Consider the following 16104-nt stretch of genomic DNA (forward strand, 5'->3'; position numbering starts at 1 on the left):
GGAGCCATGCGGATAGCGGTGATCGGCGCGGGCCCGGCGGGACTGACCAGCGCGAAGCAGGCGCTGGCCGCGGGGCACGACGTCGTCGTGCACGAGAAGCACGCCGACGTCGGCGGCATCTGGAACCCGGCGGCGGGCGGGGCGTACGACTCGGTGCGCATGCAGACCTCGCGGCTGGCGTTCCCGTACTCCGACTTCCCGCCCGCGACCCCGACCGACTTCCCCTCGCTGGCCGAGGTGCACGGCTACCTGCGCGAGTACGCCGAGCACTTCGGCGTGCTCCCGGTGACCCGGTTCGGCAGCGAGGTCACCCGCGTGGCGAAAGTGGACGGCCGCTGGCGGGTCGGGGACGAGGACTTCGACGCCGTCATGGTCGCCACGGGCGAACTGTGGCGGCCCCGGCTGCCCCCGGGGACGCCCCCGGGCACGCTGACCGCCAAGGACTACCGGCGCCCCGAGCCGTTCCGCGGCCAGCGGGTCCTGGTCGTGGGCGGCGGGGTCAGCGGGGCCGACATCGCCGGGGAGTTGACCGGCGTCGCGGCGTCGGTCGACTGGTCGGTTCGGCGCAAGCAGCTGTTCCTCCCGCGCTACTGCGGCGAGTTCTACAACGACGCGCTGTTCTCCTACGCGGGCCGCGTCGCGGTGGAGGACATGCCCTACGGGGAGTACCTGGCGTGGCTGGAAGAGCTGATGCCCGCCTACATGCGCACCTACCGGGCCACCGGACTGCTGCCCGACGACGGCTTCCACGGCGCGGTCCACGTCAACGAGAAGATCATCCCGCTGGTCGACCAGGGCGCCGTCCGCGCGCGACCGGCGTTCGCCGCGTTCACCGACGACGGCGCGGTCGAGTTCGCCGACGGGCGCGTCGAGCGCTACGACACCGTGATCCTGTGCCTGGGCTACCAGATGCCCGACTACGGCTTCATCGACGGCCTGCGCCGCGAGGACCTCTACGAACACCACCTCCACCGGATCGACCCCACCCTCGCGGTGATCAACACCCCGGTGGACACCGAGGCGTTCGGCACCGCGTGCCCGTACTTCGAGGCCATCGCGGGCTGGGTGCTCGCCGTCTGGGCGGGCACGGCGCCCCTGCCGGACGTCCGCGAGCGCTCCCGCTGGTGCGCGGAGCACATGGGCGCGCTGCACCGGAGGCGATACCTGGACTGCTGGCTGGAGACCGTCCGGTTCCGCCTGCTCAGCGGCGCCCTGCCCGACCCGGCCACCGACTTCGCCGACTACTGGACCGCCATGGCCAGCGCGGTCTCCCCGCACAACCTCGTCTGGCCGAGCCCCCGGCCTGCCGCGCACGACTCCGCCGTCGACGTCGCCGACGTGCGCCGCCGGGTCCTGGCCGGGCTGCCCGAGGGCGTCCGGGACGCGCTGCTCGCCGACGCCCAGATCACCCCGGCCGACCACGCGGCCGCCGCGCTGGTCCCCCGGGAGCGGGTGCTCGACGCCTGGCTGCCCTACCGCCAGCACCCGCGCGTCGAGGCCCGGCGGTGATCACCGACGGTCCGCTGGTCCGGCTGGTCGGGGCCACCGCGGCGATCGGCGTCGGCGGCGCGTTCGTCGTCACCACCTCCAGCCTGTTCCTCGCCGAGGCCGTGCTGGCCACGCCGCTGATGATCGGCCTGTTCTTCGCCGGGCGCGCGGCCGCCGAGATCGGCACGGACCTCTACGTCGGCGGCCTGTCCGACCGCCTGCGCAGCAGGCGCGCGCTCATCGCGGTCTGCGCGCTGCTGTCCGCCGTGGGCGCGTTCTCCTACATGCTGCTGCGCGACTACACCGTGCTGCTGATCGCGGGCGCGGTCTTCTTCGGCATCGGCGGGGCCACCTTCGCCCAACTGTTTGCCTACACCCGCGAGTTCGCCGAGCACCGCGGCGTCGGCCCGACGATGTTCACCTCCGCGCTGCGCTCGGTGACGACGCTGGCCTGGATCGTCGGGCCGCCGCTGGCGTTCCTCGTCATCGCCGAGTTCGACTTCGCCACGCTGTACGCGGCGGCGGGCGGGCTGTACCTCGTCGGGGCCGCGCTGTCCCGCTGGGGCATGCCCGACCTGCCCAAGGTCCGCGAGCCTGCCCAGCGCGCCACCTACGCGGGCCTGGGCGCGCGGACGTACCTGCTGCTGGGCGCGCTCGTGCTCATGCTGACGGTCAACACCGCCTACCAGATCACCATCGCCCTGTTCGTCACCAAGGACCTGGGCATGGGCACCGGGGTGCCCGGCCTGCTCGTCGGGCTGGCGGCCGTCATCGAGATCCCGGCGACGCTGCTGATCGGCGCGCACGCCGACCGGCTCGGCAAGGCCAGGATCGTCCTGGCCAGCACGGTGACCGCGGTGGTGTTCTTCGCCGTGCTGCCGCTGGCCACCAGCCTGCCCGCGCTGCTGCTGCTCCAGATCCCCAACGCGCTGTGGACCGCGGGCGTGCTCAGCCTGCCGGTGGTCATGCTGCAGGACGAGATGCCCGACCGGATCGGCGCGGCCTCGGCGCTGTACGCCTCGGGGTTCAAGGCGGGCGGCCTGCTCGGCGGCAGCGTGACCGGCGTCGCTGGCCAGTTCCTCGGTTACCCCAATGTGTTCTGGGTGTGCGCGGGGCTGTCCGCGCTCGCCGCCCTGCTGATCGGAGTGCGCGGTATGTCAGATGTCCGGCCGGTCGCCGCGACCGTCGTCGTCCCCACCTACAACCGGTCGGGGCTGCTTCGGCACACGCTGGACTCGCTGGCCAGACAACGTCTCGCCGAACGGTTCGAGGTGATCGTCGTCGACGACGGCTCCACCGACGACACCGCCGACGTGGTGCGCGGCTACCGCGATCGACTCGACCTGACGTACGTGTTCCAGGAGGACGAGGGGTACCGCGTCGCCAAGGCGCGCAACGCCGGGGTCGAGCGGGCGCGCGGGGAGATCACCGTGTTCGTCGACTCCGGGGTCGTGCTGCACTCCGGGGCGCTGGCCGCCCATTTGGCCGCCCACGCCGGGGGCGCGGTCGCGGTCAGCGGCTACGTGCTGTGCTTCAACGAGGACAACGAGGACGGCGCGGAGATCACCGCCGCCATCGACTTCGCCGATCCTGACTCCACAATGGACGAGCTGCGCGCGCAGCGGCGCTGGCTGGACATCCGCGAGGAGTTCTACGCCAAGTACGGCGACGACTTCGGCGACCTGCCCGCGCCCTGGCTGATGTTCTGGACCTGCAACGCCTCGGCCCCCACCGCGGCGATCCGCGCCGTGGGCGGGTTCGATGAGGCGTACCGGTCGTGGGGCGTGGAGGACGTCGACCTGTCCTACCGCCTGCACCGGGCGGGCACGCGGTTCGTCCTGGCCCGCGAGGCGTGCGCCATCCACGTTCCGCACCCCAAGAGCTACGCGGACAACATGGCCAGCGCCGCCGGGAACTACCGCTACTTCGCGGCGAAGTACGACTCGCCAATCACGGATCTGGTGGTGGGCAACCACTTCCACGACATCAACGACATCATCCGCGAGCGCGGGCTGGTGGAGGAGGGCACCGATGCCGCGCCCTCCCGCTGACGTGGTGGTGCTCTCGCCGCACCCCGACGACGACGTCATCGCCTGCGGCGGCACCATCGCCGCGCGCACCGCGGCGGGGGCCGATGTCGTCGTCGTGGTCGTGACCGACGGCGCGCAGTCCCACGCGGCCGTGCTCGGCATCCACGACGACCCGACCCCGGCGGAGCTGACCGGGATCCGCCGAGGCGAGGCCCGCGCGGCTGCCGCCGTGCTCGGCGTGGCCGACGTGCGGTTCCTCGGCCACGGCGACACCCGCCTGTCGGAGACGCTGCCCGCGTTGCGCGCGCAACTGCTCGCCCTCTTCGCCGAACTGCGGCCAGCCGAGGTGTTCCTGCCGCACGAGGTGCACGAACTGCACGGCGACCACCGCTTGACCGGCGAGATCGCGGTGGGCTGCCTCAAGGAGCTGGGCCAGACGCCGAAGCTCCGGAAGTACGTCGTGTGGGACGAGCGCACCGAGGCCGAGTTCGCCTTCACCAGCAGGCAGCCGACCGACTGCCCCGCGCCCGCAGGCGAGCGGCTGATCGAGTTCGACATCACCGAGCACCGAGCGGCCAAGCGGGCGGCGCTGGCCGAGCACCGCACCCAGGTGTCGCTGTTCGCCCCCGGCCAGACCCGGCCGGTCGTCCCGGCGGCGTTCCAGCGGCGGGTGCTGGAGCGCACCACCGAGGCATTCTGGACGGAGCCATGACACCCCTCGTGCCCACCACCGGACGCGGTCGCCTGACCTACCACCCGACCTGGCCCCGGCTGCGCTCGGCGATCGCGCCGGACCCGGCCGTCGAGGCGCGGGTCGCCCGGCTCGTCACCCGGATGACCCTGGAGGAGAAGCTCGGGCAGATGATCCAGCCCGAGCTGGCCCAGCTCACCCCGCAGGACGTCACCGACTACAAGATCGGCTCGGCGCTCAACGGCGCGGGCATCTGGCCCGGCGGCGACCGGCACGCGGGCGTCGCGGCCTGGGTCGAGACGGTGGACACCTTCTGGGCCGCCGCCGAGGAGGCCTACCGGGACCGGCCCTTCCGCATCCCGTTCATGTGGGCCACCGACGCCGTCCACGGGCACAACAACGTCTACGGCGCCACGGTCTTCCCGCACAACATCGGCCTCGGCGCGGCGGGCGACCCGGACCTGGTGCGCCGCATCGGCCGGGCCAGCGCCCGGGAGATCCTGGCCACCGGCATGGACTGGACGTTCGCCCCGACCGTGACGACCCCGCGCGACCGGCGCTGGGGCCGCTACTACGAGGGCTACTCCGAGGACCCCGAACTCGTGCACGCCTACGCCGCGGCGATGGTCGAGGGCCTGCAGGGCGGCGCGGAGGCGCTGCGCACCGGGCGCGGCGTGATCGCCACCGTCAAGCACTGGGTCGCCGACGGCGGCACCGCCGACGGGGCCGACCGCGGCACCGCCCGCTGCCCGGAGGACCACGTCCGCAACATCCACGCGGCGGGCTTCTACTCCGCGATCGAGGCGGGCGCGCAGTGCGTCATGGCGTCGTTCTCCAGCTGGGAGAACCCCGCCAACTACGACCACTCGCCCGGTCGAGGGGAGCCGTACAACCACAAGGTGCACGGGTCGAGGTACCTGATCACCGACGTGCTCAAGGACGCGATCGGCTTCGACGGCATCGTGATCAGCGACTGGGACGCGCACTCCGAGGTCGCCAACTGCGCGCCCGGCGACGCAGGCTACGCGATCAACGCGGGCCTCGACGTGCTCATGATCGCGGGCCGCGCGGCGTGGCAGTCGGTCTACCACACCGCGATCGAGCAGGTCCGGTCCGGGATCATCCCGATGTCGCGTATCGATGACGCCGTCGCGCGGGTGCTGAGGGTCAAGCTGCGCGCCGGGCTCTGGACCCGGCCGCGGCCCACCGAGCGGCCCGTCGGCACGGTCGGCGGGCACCACGAGCTGTCCCGCGAGGCCGCGCGGCGCTCGGTGGTGCTGCTCAAGAACACCGCGGGCGTGCTGCCGATCCGCCGCTCCGCGCGGGTGCTGGCCACCGGCAGCGGCGTCAACGACATCAGCAAGCAGACCGGCGGCTGGACGCTGACCTGGCAGGGCGACGACATCGTGCCCGCCGACCTGCCCGGCGGCGCGACCGTCGCCGAGGCGCTGGCCGAGGCCGCCGCGGACGTCGTCGTCGACCCCGAGCTGATCCGCGTCGACCCGACCGTCTACGACGTCGCCGTCGTCGTGCTCGGCGAGGACTCCTACGCCGAGATGCGCGGCACGCTCAAACCGTGGCGCAGCCTCGGCTACGCCGACCTCAAGCTCTCCTACGCCCGCGACCTGGAGATCCTGCGCAAGCTGCGGCACGCGGGCGTGCCGATCGTGACGGTGTTCCTCACCGGGCGGCCGCTGTACGTCACCGAGGAGATCAACCTCTCCGACGCCTTCGCCGTCGCCTGGCTGCCCGGCCCGCACGGCGGCGGGATCGCCGACGTCCTCTTCGGCGCCCACGACTTCACCGGGCGGCTGCCCAGCTCCTGGCCGCGCGGGCGGTTCACCTCCGCGGTGAACCGGATCCCGCCGCACATCCCGGATTACGCGGTCCCGCCGGAGGAGACCGAGCCCGAGGGCGACGACGCGCCGCTGTTCGAGGTCGGCTACGGGCTCACCCTCGCCGACCTCGGCCCCGGCCCGCTGCCGCTGGACCCGCCCCGCGTCGCGCCGCCCGCGGCCGCCGAGGCCGTCCCGCTGCCGATCCTCACCGGCGGCAGGCCCGCCACCGGGCTGCGCTTCCGCATCGGCGGGCACAACACCTGGTCCCGGGTCGACATCGACTTCGCCGCGCCCACCGACGAGCTGATCGTGCGCGCCGACCCGCTCGGCGGCGAGCTGCGCCTGCGGTTCAAGGGGTTCCCGGCGTTCGTCTACGCCGAGAACACCTCCGGCCTGCCGCGCGACCTGCGCGGCTATGCCGCGGCGGGCGGGGCGATCTCGCTGGGCATCCGCGTCGTCGAGCGGCCGGAACGCCCGCTGTACCTGGCCGTCCACGACGACTACCCGGCCCAGCCGGGCCTGGACATCACCGACCGGCTCGGCGAGGAGTGGACCACCCTGCGGGTGCCGCTGGCCGAGCTGCGCCGGATAGGGTCGGACCTCGAGCACGTCGATGTGCCCTTCATGATCTACACTGAGGGTTCGGGTTGCGTCGAACTCCGCAATATCCGCTGGACCCCGTAAACGCCGATCCGAACGACACCATGGACCGCGTGCCAACGATCCGCAGCCGTGAACTCGGCGACGCACTGCGACAAGCCCTCAAAGCCGCGGGCCTCACCGGACAGGAAGCCTCACGCAGGCTGGGCTGGTCGCCTTCCAAGGTGTCCCGCCTGCTGCTGGGCGCCCGTGGGGCGTCCGAGCGCGACGTGTCCTCCATCCTGCTGCTCTGCGGCGTGAACGGGGCCGAGCGCGCGCGGCTGCTGTCGCTGTGCCGCGAGCCCGGCGGCTGGATCCAGCGGCTGGGCAAGCTGCCCACGCAGCTCAAGACGCTCGTCGACCACGAGAACCAGGCCAGCGCCATCGACGAGTTCGAGCCGACGCTGGTCCCCGGGCTGCTGCAGACGGTGGACTACGCGCAGGCGATCGTGCGGGCCAACACCAACGTCCCCCCGCACGAGGTGGAGGAGCGCGTGGTGGCCCGCACGGCCCGCCAGCAGCTGTTCCGCCGCGCCCGGCCGCCGCGCTTCGCCTTCTACATCCACGAGTTCGCGCTGCGGCTGCCGGTCGGCGGACCGGAGGTCATGGCCGACCAGCTCAACCACCTGGTGCGGATGTCGGCGAGGGACAACATCCTCGTGCGCGTCGTGCCCGCGTCGGTCGGCGCGCACGCCGCGCTCGCGGGGGCCTTCCGGCTGATGGAGTTCCCGCACTACAAGCCGATCGTGTACCTGGAGAGCGAGAACTCCAGCCTGTTCCTGGAGCGCCCCGAGGAGATCGCGGCGTACCGGGGCATCCTCTCCGCCCTCGCCGAGACGGCGCTGGGTGCGGGAGAATCGCGGCAGGTCGTCGCCGAACTGGCGAGCGAGCTGTACGCGGACGGAGAGGACAATGGTGTCCTATGAGCGGGCGTCCTATTCCCTGTCGTATGTACTGGCCCTCCGTTGGCGGCGGAGCAGCGCCAGCGCGGCCAACGGGAACTGCGTCGAGGTAGCCCCGGTTCCCTCCGGCTGGCTCATCCGGGACAGCAAGCACACCGGGCCGAGCCTCGCGGTGGGGGCGGCGGCCTGGGCGGCCCTGCTCAGCCGAGCAGGTCGGCCGCCGGGATGATCGCGGTGATCGGCCCGGTCGGGTTCACCACCAGCGGATAGCCGTTCAGCTGCGCGGCCAGCGCCGCGCCCTTGACCTCCCGCCAGCCCGGCCACTGCCGGGGCACGCGGCCCACCGAGGTGCACGCGGGCACCATCACCTGGCCGTCGTGGTTGGGGAACGCGGTGATCCCGGTGTCGCGGGCGTCGCGCGCGTAGACCAGCAGCTTCGCCGTGCGCAGGGCGGGCAGCAGCGCGCCCTGGTCGAGGTGGCGGGTGCGCACCAGCTGCAGCACCTTCTCCACGTCGTTGGAGGGCAGGGGCATCCGCAGCGCGCGCGGCGACGGGCGGTACTCGGCGTTGGGGCTGAACGTCTCCCGGATCTCGCCGGACGCGTCGACCGGGTAGGCCCCGACCACGCCCCACGGCGGCACGTCGTCGTCGGCCTCGAAGACCGGATCGATGACGTACAGCCAGCTTCCGGGGTTGGCGCGGGCGGCGATCCGCATGTCGAGGGTGATCTCCGGCTGGTCCATGGGCTGCTCCGAATGGCGTCGGTGCTGTTCGGCCGATTATCGTATGCGCTCGGTCACGGCGGACCGAGCCCGCCACGGTCTCGTGAACTCCCGGCGGGAACCGTTCCACCCCGGAGGTCATCGAAGTTAGAGTCGTGGCAATCGCTCAGGACGAGGGAGCCAGCTGGTGTTTCTAGCCGATGGCGGAGGGGGCGCGGCGCCGCCCGCCTACTCCGGGACCCAGACCCTCAGCATCGAACCGTCCGCCATCCCCGGCGCGCTGGCCGCGTTCCGCGACGCCTACGACCGGGTGGCGGCCAAGGTCGCCGCGCTCGACGGCCTCGCCGTGCCGGAGTGGGCGGGCGACCCGGTGAGCGGCGAGACCGCCGCCCAGTTCGCCCAGCGCACCAACGGCGGCGCGGCCGACTCGGCCATCGCCTGCCTGCGCGGCTACGAGCACCAGCTGCTCGCCGCGGTCACCGCGCTGGAAGCCGCCTACGCGGCGTACTCCATGACCGAGGGCACGAACACCGCTATGTGGGGCAAGCAGCACTCCTGAGGCACGAGGTGATCGGAAGATGGGCACGCACCGCTGGCGCGGGTATGACCACGCCGAGCTGCACAGCATGATCAACTCGGGTCCCGGCCCCTCGGCGTCGACCCCGCAGACGGAGTACTGGGAGTCGCTGCTGCGCGAGCTCGGCGACATCGACCACGACCTCAACGCCAAGCTGAGCACCCTCGCCGCGACCTGGCAGGGCGCGGCGGGCGACGGCGCGCAGGGCGCGCTGAACCCGTTGCAGGTGTGGGCATCGGACTCGCAGACCGGCGCGAGCGGGATGCGCGCGTCCACCGAGTACCAGGCCGAGATGATCGCCCGCGCCCGCGCCGAGATGCCCGAGCCGGTCTCGGTGACCACACCCGCGCCGTCCGGTTGGGCCAAGCTCGCCGCAGGCGCCGCCCTGTTCACCGGCGACGCCGGCCCGGCGATGGCCGTCGCGCAGCAGGCCGCCGACCACGAGGCCCAGGAGGCCGCGCGGGACGCGGCGGCGCAGAAGGCCGTCGACACCATGGAGTCCTACGCCGCGAGCAGCGAGTTCAACCGCAACACCCTCGGCGAGTTCGTGCCGCCGCCGGACGTGGTGGTGTCCACGCCCGCGCCGTCGGGCGGGACGGGGACGTCGGCGGCGTACTTCAGCAGCGCGACCGCAAGCGTGTCCGGCGGCTCCGGCGGGAGCGCGCCGTCCTACGCCGCGCCGGTCCCGCCCTCGGGCGGCGGTGGCGGGTACACGCCGCCGAGCGGTGGCGGCGGTTCCGCGACGCCGTTCGCGCCCGGCGGGACAGCGACGCCACCTGCCGCGTACACGCAGCCGTTCGGCACCACGCCGTCCGGCTACACGCTGCCCAGCCAGCTCCAGACGGGCCCGGCCCCGGCGCAGCCCGCGCTGCCGCCCACCGCGCCCCCGTCGGCGCCGCCGCCCGCCGGTCCGCTCGCGCTGCCGGGCCCGTCCGGGTCGGGGGGCCACCGGCAGGCGACGCCGTTCGCCCCCGGCGGGACGGACACCGAGAACACGCGCGGCAACCACGCGTTCCGGCACGGCATGGGCGTCGCGGGCGAGGGCCACGTGGGCGCGCGCGGCGGGGTCGTCGGCGCCGTGCCCACGCCCGGTCCGCGCGGCGGGGCGGGCATGGGCGTCGCGGGCGCGCCGGGAGCGCGGGGCGACGGCGACGACGACCGCGAGCACGGCCTCGCCGACTACCTGATCGAGACCGTCGACGTCTTCGGCGACGAGCGCACCGTGTCCCAGCCGGTCATCGGCGACGAGCCGCGATGATGCCGTTCGGGGCCGTGGAGGCCGAACCGGTCACGCTCACCGCGCTGGAGTTCGACGTGCTCTGGGAGCACCTGGCGCCGGGCGCCATGCCGCTGATCGTCAAGGTGCCGTCGCCGGGCAAGACCCACGAGGAGCGCGCCGCCATCGAGGACGGCGTGTGGCGCGGGCTCGCCGCGCGCGGCGTCGACCGCGACGACCCGGAGATCGCCGAGGTGTTCGGCCTGCTGGCCCGCCCGGAGCGCGAGGTCGACGGGCGGCTGTGGGCCGGGCGCGGCGTGCGGCTGCTGGCCTGTTCGCGCGAGGACGCGGCCGCGCTGGCCGTGCTGGCCGGGGACACCCTGCGGCTGAGCCGGATCTCCGCGCTCGGCCTGGCCGCGGCCGCGGTCGGCGAGCTGCCGTCCGCCCCGGCCGGGCCCGGCCGCTCGGTCACCCTGCGCACCGCCGACTTCGAGGCGGCCGCCCAGGGCGACGGGACCGTCCGGGGGTTCGAGGGATCGCTGCTGGGCAGGGGCGTGCGCGCCGACGACGCGGCCGCGCTGGCCGAGATGATCGGGGACGTGCTGCACACCGGGAACTTCGGCGCCGCCGTCCGCGACCGCCTCGGCCGCCGGGTCCGCGGCGAGCGCGTCGTGTCGTTCTTCGACACCGCCGCGGGCCGCTACGTCCAGATCCGGCGCGCCTCCCCGGACGGGGAGCTGTGGACGACGATCTCGCCCGCGGACTCGCGCAAACTGACCCACCACGTGGACGAGCTCTTGCGGGAAACAGCCGAGTGACCGACCCGAACGACCTGCGCGCGGCCGTGGCCGCCGTGCTGCCCTGGCTCGACGGCGGCGAGCGCCCGGCCCGTCCGGCGCTGGCCGCCGCCGTCCGGCTGAGCCTGCGCACCCTGGCCGAGACCGCGCCCGGCCGGACCGTCGAGGTGCGGGTCCCGCCGTTCGCGGCGATCCAGTGCGTCGCCGGTCCCCGGCACACCCGGGGCACCCCGCCCAACGTCGTGGAGACCGACCCGCGGACCTGGCTGCGGCTGGCCACCGGCCGCCTGTCCTGGCCGGACGCGCTGGCCAGCGGCGCGCTGCACGCCTCGGGCAGCCGCGCCGACCTCGCCGCACACCTGCCGATCGTGCGGTTCTAGGCGGTCTCGACCAACTCCGGGTCGACGCGCTTGAGCGCCCGGTACAGGCCGATGCCGCCCGCCACCGCGAGCACGCCGTACACCGCCAGCAGGGCGGGCGGGGTCGTGCCGGTGAGGGCGTCGCCGAGGACCACCGCGGCGGCGGTGCCCGGCAGGCTGCCGATCAGCGTGCCCCACAGGTACGGCCGGTACCCGATCGTCGACAGGCCGCAGCAGTAGTTGACCGGGGCGAAGGGCACCACCGGGATCAGCCGCAGCGACACCACGCCCGCGAACCCGCCCGCGCGCAGGCGCGCGTCCACCGCCTTGATCGCGCCGTGCTCCAGCAGCGGCGACGTCCAGCGGCGGCCGAACCGCCGGGCGGCGGCGAACGCCAGCGACCCGGCCACGCCGGTGGCGACCATGCCGACCGCGACGCCCAGCGCCTCGCCCAGCAGCAGACCCGCGGACAGGTTGAACACCGTGCGCGGGATCGGAAACGCGGCGAGCACGGAATACGCCAGCAGGAACAGCGCCGGGGTGGCCCAGCCAGCCGCCGCCGCCCAGTCGCGCACCGCCGCGGGGCTGGGGATCGGGACGAGGAAACCGATCGCGACCACGGCGGCCAACACACCGAAGAGCGAGACCAGCGTGGCGCGAGGAGACACGCCGTCCAACGGTACCGGCGTGACGCTCCCCACCCTCCGTCGGTCGGAACTGAGCTCGCGAGCACTTACACTTTGGGGGACATGCTGATGTCAGACTGTTGTCACTGACAGGGAGCTTCGGTGGTCTCCGACCAGTTCTCGACTGGCCCCTCTCCGCTCGACCCGCCCGAGACCGACCCCGAACCGCGCGAGGAATGCGGCGTGTTCGGCGTGTGGGCGCCGGGCGAGGAAGTCGCGAAGCTCACGTATTACGGGCTGTACGCGCTCCAGCACCGAGGGCAGGAAGCGGCGGGCATCTCCGTCTCCGACGGCAACCAGATCGTGGTCTTCAAGGACCTCGGCCTGGTGAGCCAGGTCTTCGACGAGCAGGTGCTGGTCTCGCTGCGCGGCCACGTCGCCGTCGGCCACTGCCGCTACTCCACCACCGGGTCCACGACCTGGGAGAACGCGCAGCCCACGTTCAAGACCACGGCCACCGGCAGCGGCCTGGCCCTGGGCCACAACGGCAACCTGGTCAACACCGCCGAGCTGCGCGACAAGGCAGCCGAGCTGGGCCTGCCGACCAACGGAGCCACCACCGACTCCGACCTGCTCACCGGCCTGCTGGCCGCCGCCGCGGCGGACAAGGGCATCGAGCAGGCCGCGATGGAACTGCTGCCCGGCGTGCGCGGCGCGTACTGCCTGGTCTTCTCCGACGAGAGCACCCTCTACGCCGCCCGCGACCCGCACGGCGTACGCCCGCTGGTGCTGGGCAGGCTGGAGCGCGGCTGGGTCGTGGCCAGCGAGACCGCGGCGCTGGACATCGTGGGCGCCTCGTTCGTCCGCGAGGTCGAGCCCGGCGAGCTGATCGCCATCGACGCCGACGGCCTGCGGTCGAGCCGCTTCGCCAACCCCGAGCCCAAGGGCTGCGTCTTCGAGTACGTCTACCTGGCCCGGCCCGACACCACGATCGCGGGCCGCTCCGTGCACGCGACCCGGGTGGAGATCGGCCGCAAGCTGGCCGCGGAGGCCCCGGTCGAGGCCGACCTGGTCATCCCGGTGCCCGAGTCCGGCACGCCCGCCGCGATCGGGTACGCCCAGGCCAGCGGCATCCCGTACGGCTCGGGCCTGGTGAAGAACGCCTATGTCGGGCGGACCTTCATCCAGCCGTCGCAGACCATCCGCCAGCTCGGCATCCGGCTCAAGCTCAACCCGCTGCGCGACGTGATCCGGGGCAAGCGGCTGGTCGTGGTCGACGACTCCATCGTGCGCGGCAACACCCAGCGCGCGCTGGTGCGCATGCTGCGCGAGGCGGGCGCGGTCGAGGTGCACGTGCGGATCGCGTCGCCGCCGGTGCGCTGGCCGTGCTTCTACGGCATCGACTTCGCCTCCCGCGCCGAGCTGATCGCCAACGGGCTGGACCTCGACGGCATCCGCCGCTCCATCGGCTCGGACTCGCTGGGCTACGTGAGCCTGGAGGCGCTGGTGCAGGCCAGCGAGCAGCCGCGCACGCGGCTGTGCTCCGCCTGCTTCGACGGCGACTACCCCATTCCGCTGCCGGACGACGCGCGCATCGGAAAGCACCTGCTCGAAGGCCTGGAGAAGGGAGTCGCGGGGGACGCGGCGCCCGTGGTGGCCGCCGGGTACGGTGCTTCGGACGCGCTGTCCCGCCCCTAGATATCCGGAGATCCGAAGTGTCTGACCCGACGTCGACCGGCCCCGCCACCTACGCCGCGGCTGGGGTGAGCATCGAGGCGGGCGACGAGGCCGTCGAGAAGCTCAAGCCGTGGGCGGCCAAGGCCAACCGGCCGGAGGTGCTCGGCGGGATCGGCGGGTTCGCCGGGCTGTTCAAGCTCCGGCTGGACCGGTGGCGCGAGCCGGTGCTGGCCTCGTCCACCGACGGCGTCGGCACCAAGATCGCGGTCGCGCAGGCGCTGGACGTCCACGACACCGTCGGCGTCGACCTCGTCGCCATGGTCGTCGACGACCTGGTCGTGTGCGGCGCGGAGCCGCTGTTCCTGCAGGACTACATCGCCGTCGGCAAGGTGCTCCCGGACCGGGTCGCCGCGCTGGTCAAGGGCATCGCCGAAGGCTGCGTGCAGGCGGGCTGCGCGCTGCTGGGCGGCGAGACCGCCGAGCACCCCGGGCTGATGTCCGACGGCGCGTACGACCTCTCGGCCACCGGCGTCGGCGTGGTCGAGGCCGACGCCGTGCTGGGCCCCGACCGGGTGCGCCCCGGCGACGCGCTGATCGCGATGGGCTCCTCCGGCCTGCACTCCAACGGCTACTCGCTGGCCCGGCACGTGCTGCTGGACATCGCCAGGATGCCGCTGGACGGGCACGTCGAGGAGTTCGGCCGGACGCTGGGCGAGGAGCTGCTGGAGCCCACCCGCATCTACGCCAAGGACTGCCTGGCGCTGATCCAGGAGGCGGGCGTGCGCACCTTCGCGCACATCACCGGCGGCGGCCTGGCCGCCAACCTCGCGCGGGTCATCCCGCCCGGGCTCAAGGCCACGCTCGACCGGGGCACGTGGACCCCGCAGCCGGTGTTCTCGCTGATCGGCCAGCGCGGCCGGGTCGAGCGCGCGGAGCTGGAGCGCACCTTCAACATGGGCGTCGGCATGGTCGCCGTGGTCGCCCCCGAGGACGTGGACCGCTCGCTGGCCATGCTCACCGCGCGCCACGTGCCCGCCTGGGTGGTCGGCGAGGTGCGCCCGTCGGCCGACGCCGAGCCGCGCGCCGAGGTCGTCGGGGACCACCCGAGGTTCTGAGGCAACCTCCCGGGGGCCCGCCCGCGTAGTACGGGCGAGTAGGGAGGTTCCGTGGGGGATCGTGACACGGAGTTCGGCGAGTTCGTCGACAGCCGCGCCGCGGTGATGCGGCGAACCGCGTACCTGCTGTGCGGCGGCGACTGGCACCGCGCCGAGGACCTGGTGCAGACGACGCTGGCCAAGATCTACGTCGTCTGGCCCCGGCTGCGCCGCGACGACGCGATCGACGCCTACGCCCGCAAGGTCATGGTGCGCGCGGCGATCGACGAGTCGCGGCGGGCGTTCCGGCGGCGGGAGTCGGTGACGGACGCGGTGCCCGAGACGTCGGTGCCCCCGCCGGGCGTCGACGCCGCCATCGATGTGCGGCGCGCGCTGCGGCGCCTGCCGCCGGGCCAGCGGGCCGTGGTCGTGCTCCGGTACTGGGAGGACCTCTCCGTCGCCGAGGCGGCGCAGGTGCTGGGCAAGAGCGAGGGCACGATCAAGAGCCAAGCGGCGAAGGGACTCGCGGCGCTGCGCGACATGTTGTCTGTGGAGGTCGCACTGTGAACGACGAGCAGGATGTGCGGCGGCTGTTCGAGGCCGCGGTCCGGCACGAGCCCCCGCTGACGCTGGACCGCGAGGCGGTCATCGGCGCGGGCAGGCGCAGGCTGCGCGTGCGGCGCACGGCCGCGGTCGGCGGCGCGGCGACGGCCGTGGCGGCGGCGGTGATCGGCATGACGGCGCTGTCGGGATCGCAGTTCGGGATGCCGGAGCCGGTCGGCCCGGCCGGGCCGGGGGTGTCGTCGGAGCCGAGGTCGGCCGTGACGACGACCCCCGCGCCCCCGTCGGCGCGCGTCCGCACCACCGTCGAGGCGCCGCGGTCGACCGTGTGGCCGACCACGACCACCTGGGCCGAGGTCCCGTCCACCACCATGACGCACCGGCCCGAGGTGTCCGAGCAGCTCGGCGTCGCGCTGGGCTCCGCGCCGCTGTCCTGGCCAGCGGACGTCGAGGTGGAGGGCAGCGACGTCCCCTGGCACACCTTCGACGCCAAGGGGCACGCGCAGTTCGCCCTGGTCACCCGCGACCACGCCCGGCGGACGATCGAGATCCGGGTCGCGGCGGGACAGCGGTCCGGGGACAAGCCGGAGGGGTGCTTCCAGGCGGACATGACCTGCAGGTCGCACCGCACGGCCAACGGGGCCCTGGTGCACTACTGGCAGCCGGAGCGCGTGCAGGAGCACGGCCCCAACGCCCTGACCCTGCACGCTCTGCGGCCGGACGGGGTCGTCGTGGTGGTCGCGGACATCGGCGGGGCCGGGCCGCCGTGGCGGACCGAGCCGCTGATGAGCGTCGACGGCCTGGAACAGATCGCGCTGATCCCCGGGTTCGCCGCGGTCAACCAGTAGGGCGGTCAACCAGTAGGGCGGTCAACCAGCAGGCCCCGT

General features: G+C 73.7%; 16 protein-coding genes. 14 read left to right on the forward strand and 2 right to left on the reverse strand.

Going from position 1 to position 16104, the window contains the following annotated elements; genetic code table 11:
- The first annotated feature begins 6 nt into the window (after positions 1 to 6).
- The 6 genes from IEY98_RS05820 to IEY98_RS05845 are packed head-to-tail and all read left to right on the forward strand — an operon-like array spanning position 7 to position 7817.
- Positions 7 to 1509: a flavin-containing monooxygenase gene (locus tag IEY98_RS05820; RefSeq protein WP_189209204.1), complete on the forward strand. Its 1503-nt coding sequence runs from the start codon at positions 7 to 9 to the stop codon at positions 1507 to 1509.
- Positions 1506 to 3539, forward strand: a complete 2034-nt coding sequence (locus IEY98_RS05825; protein WP_189209205.1) for an MFS transporter — start codon at positions 1506 to 1508, stop codon at positions 3537 to 3539. Before IEY98_RS05820 ends, IEY98_RS05825 begins: the two co-directional genes overlap by 4 nt.
- A complete protein-coding gene (locus IEY98_RS05830; protein WP_189209206.1) occupies positions 3520 to 4230 on the forward strand; it encodes a PIG-L deacetylase family protein in 711 nt (236 codons plus the stop codon). The genes IEY98_RS05825 and IEY98_RS05830 overlap by 20 nt, the downstream gene beginning before the upstream one ends.
- Positions 4227 to 6731, forward strand: a complete 2505-nt coding sequence (locus tag IEY98_RS05835; RefSeq protein WP_189209207.1) for a glycoside hydrolase family 3 protein — start codon at positions 4227 to 4229, stop codon at positions 6729 to 6731. Before IEY98_RS05830 ends, IEY98_RS05835 begins: the two co-directional genes overlap by 4 nt.
- 20 nt (positions 6732 to 6751) lie before the next feature.
- On the forward strand, positions 6752 to 7612 hold the full coding sequence (locus tag IEY98_RS05840) for a helix-turn-helix domain-containing protein (protein ID WP_189209208.1): 861 nt from the start codon (positions 6752 to 6754) through the stop codon (positions 7610 to 7612).
- Positions 7599 to 7817, forward strand: a complete 219-nt coding sequence (locus tag IEY98_RS05845; RefSeq protein ID WP_189209209.1) for a DUF397 domain-containing protein — start codon at positions 7599 to 7601, stop codon at positions 7815 to 7817. The genes IEY98_RS05840 and IEY98_RS05845 overlap by 14 nt, the downstream gene beginning before the upstream one ends.
- On the opposite strand, the gene IEY98_RS05850 is transcribed toward IEY98_RS05845, so the two are convergent.
- Positions 7789 to 8331, reverse strand: a complete 543-nt coding sequence (locus IEY98_RS05850) for a type VII secretion system-associated protein (protein ID WP_189209210.1) — start codon at positions 8329 to 8331, stop codon at positions 7789 to 7791. The two genes, IEY98_RS05845 and IEY98_RS05850, sit on opposite strands and share 29 nt — an antisense overlap.
- Before the next feature lie 166 nt (positions 8332 to 8497).
- Here IEY98_RS05850 and IEY98_RS05855 point away from each other — a divergent pair, with 166 nt between their 5' ends.
- The 4 genes from IEY98_RS05855 to IEY98_RS05870 are packed head-to-tail and all read left to right on the forward strand — an operon-like array spanning position 8498 to position 11280.
- Positions 8498 to 8869 carry a hypothetical protein gene (locus tag IEY98_RS05855; RefSeq protein WP_189209211.1) on the forward strand — a complete coding sequence of 124 codons (372 nt, stop codon included), beginning with the start codon at positions 8498 to 8500 and terminating at the stop codon, positions 8867 to 8869.
- Between the two features lie 19 nt (positions 8870 to 8888).
- On the forward strand, positions 8889 to 10145 hold the full coding sequence (locus IEY98_RS05860) for a PPE domain-containing protein (protein ID WP_189209212.1): 1257 nt from the start codon (positions 8889 to 8891) through the stop codon (positions 10143 to 10145).
- Positions 10142 to 10921, forward strand: coding sequence for an ESX secretion-associated protein EspG (locus IEY98_RS05865; protein WP_229786617.1), 780 nt, complete (start codon positions 10142 to 10144; stop codon positions 10919 to 10921). Before IEY98_RS05860 ends, IEY98_RS05865 begins: the two co-directional genes overlap by 4 nt.
- A complete protein-coding gene (locus IEY98_RS05870; RefSeq protein WP_229786621.1) occupies positions 10918 to 11280 on the forward strand; it encodes a sterol carrier family protein in 363 nt (120 codons plus the stop codon). The genes IEY98_RS05865 and IEY98_RS05870 overlap by 4 nt, the downstream gene beginning before the upstream one ends.
- Here IEY98_RS05870 and IEY98_RS05875 read toward each other — a convergent pair.
- Positions 11277 to 11927: a TVP38/TMEM64 family protein gene (locus IEY98_RS05875; protein ID WP_189209213.1), complete on the reverse strand. Its 651-nt coding sequence runs from the start codon at positions 11925 to 11927 to the stop codon at positions 11277 to 11279. The genes IEY98_RS05870 and IEY98_RS05875 overlap by 4 nt on opposite strands.
- Positions 11928 to 12047: 120 nt before the next feature.
- On the opposite strand from IEY98_RS05875, the gene purF reads away from it, so the two are divergent.
- From purF to IEY98_RS05895, 4 genes are read left to right on the forward strand one after another with little or no spacing between them, the layout of a single operon-like run.
- Entirely contained in the window at positions 12048 to 13583 is a 1536-nt protein-coding gene (gene purF / locus IEY98_RS05880; RefSeq protein ID WP_189209214.1) for an amidophosphoribosyltransferase, read from the forward strand.
- Between the two features lie 17 nt (positions 13584 to 13600).
- Positions 13601 to 14677, forward strand: coding sequence for a phosphoribosylformylglycinamidine cyclo-ligase (purM, locus tag IEY98_RS05885; protein WP_189209215.1), 1077 nt, complete (start codon positions 13601 to 13603; stop codon positions 14675 to 14677).
- Positions 14678 to 14728: 51 nt separating this feature from the next.
- Positions 14729 to 15223, forward strand: coding sequence for a SigE family RNA polymerase sigma factor (locus IEY98_RS05890; protein ID WP_189209216.1), 495 nt, complete (start codon positions 14729 to 14731; stop codon positions 15221 to 15223).
- Positions 15220 to 16065: a hypothetical protein gene (locus IEY98_RS05895; RefSeq protein WP_189209217.1), complete on the forward strand. Its 846-nt coding sequence runs from the start codon at positions 15220 to 15222 to the stop codon at positions 16063 to 16065. The genes IEY98_RS05890 and IEY98_RS05895 overlap by 4 nt, the downstream gene beginning before the upstream one ends.
- Positions 16066 to 16104: the final 39 nt, after the last annotated feature.

The sequence above is a fragment of the Actinokineospora fastidiosa genome, from assembly GCF_014648415.1.
In the GTDB taxonomy this organism is placed as follows: domain Bacteria; phylum Actinomycetota; class Actinomycetes; order Mycobacteriales; family Pseudonocardiaceae; genus Actinokineospora; species Actinokineospora fastidiosa.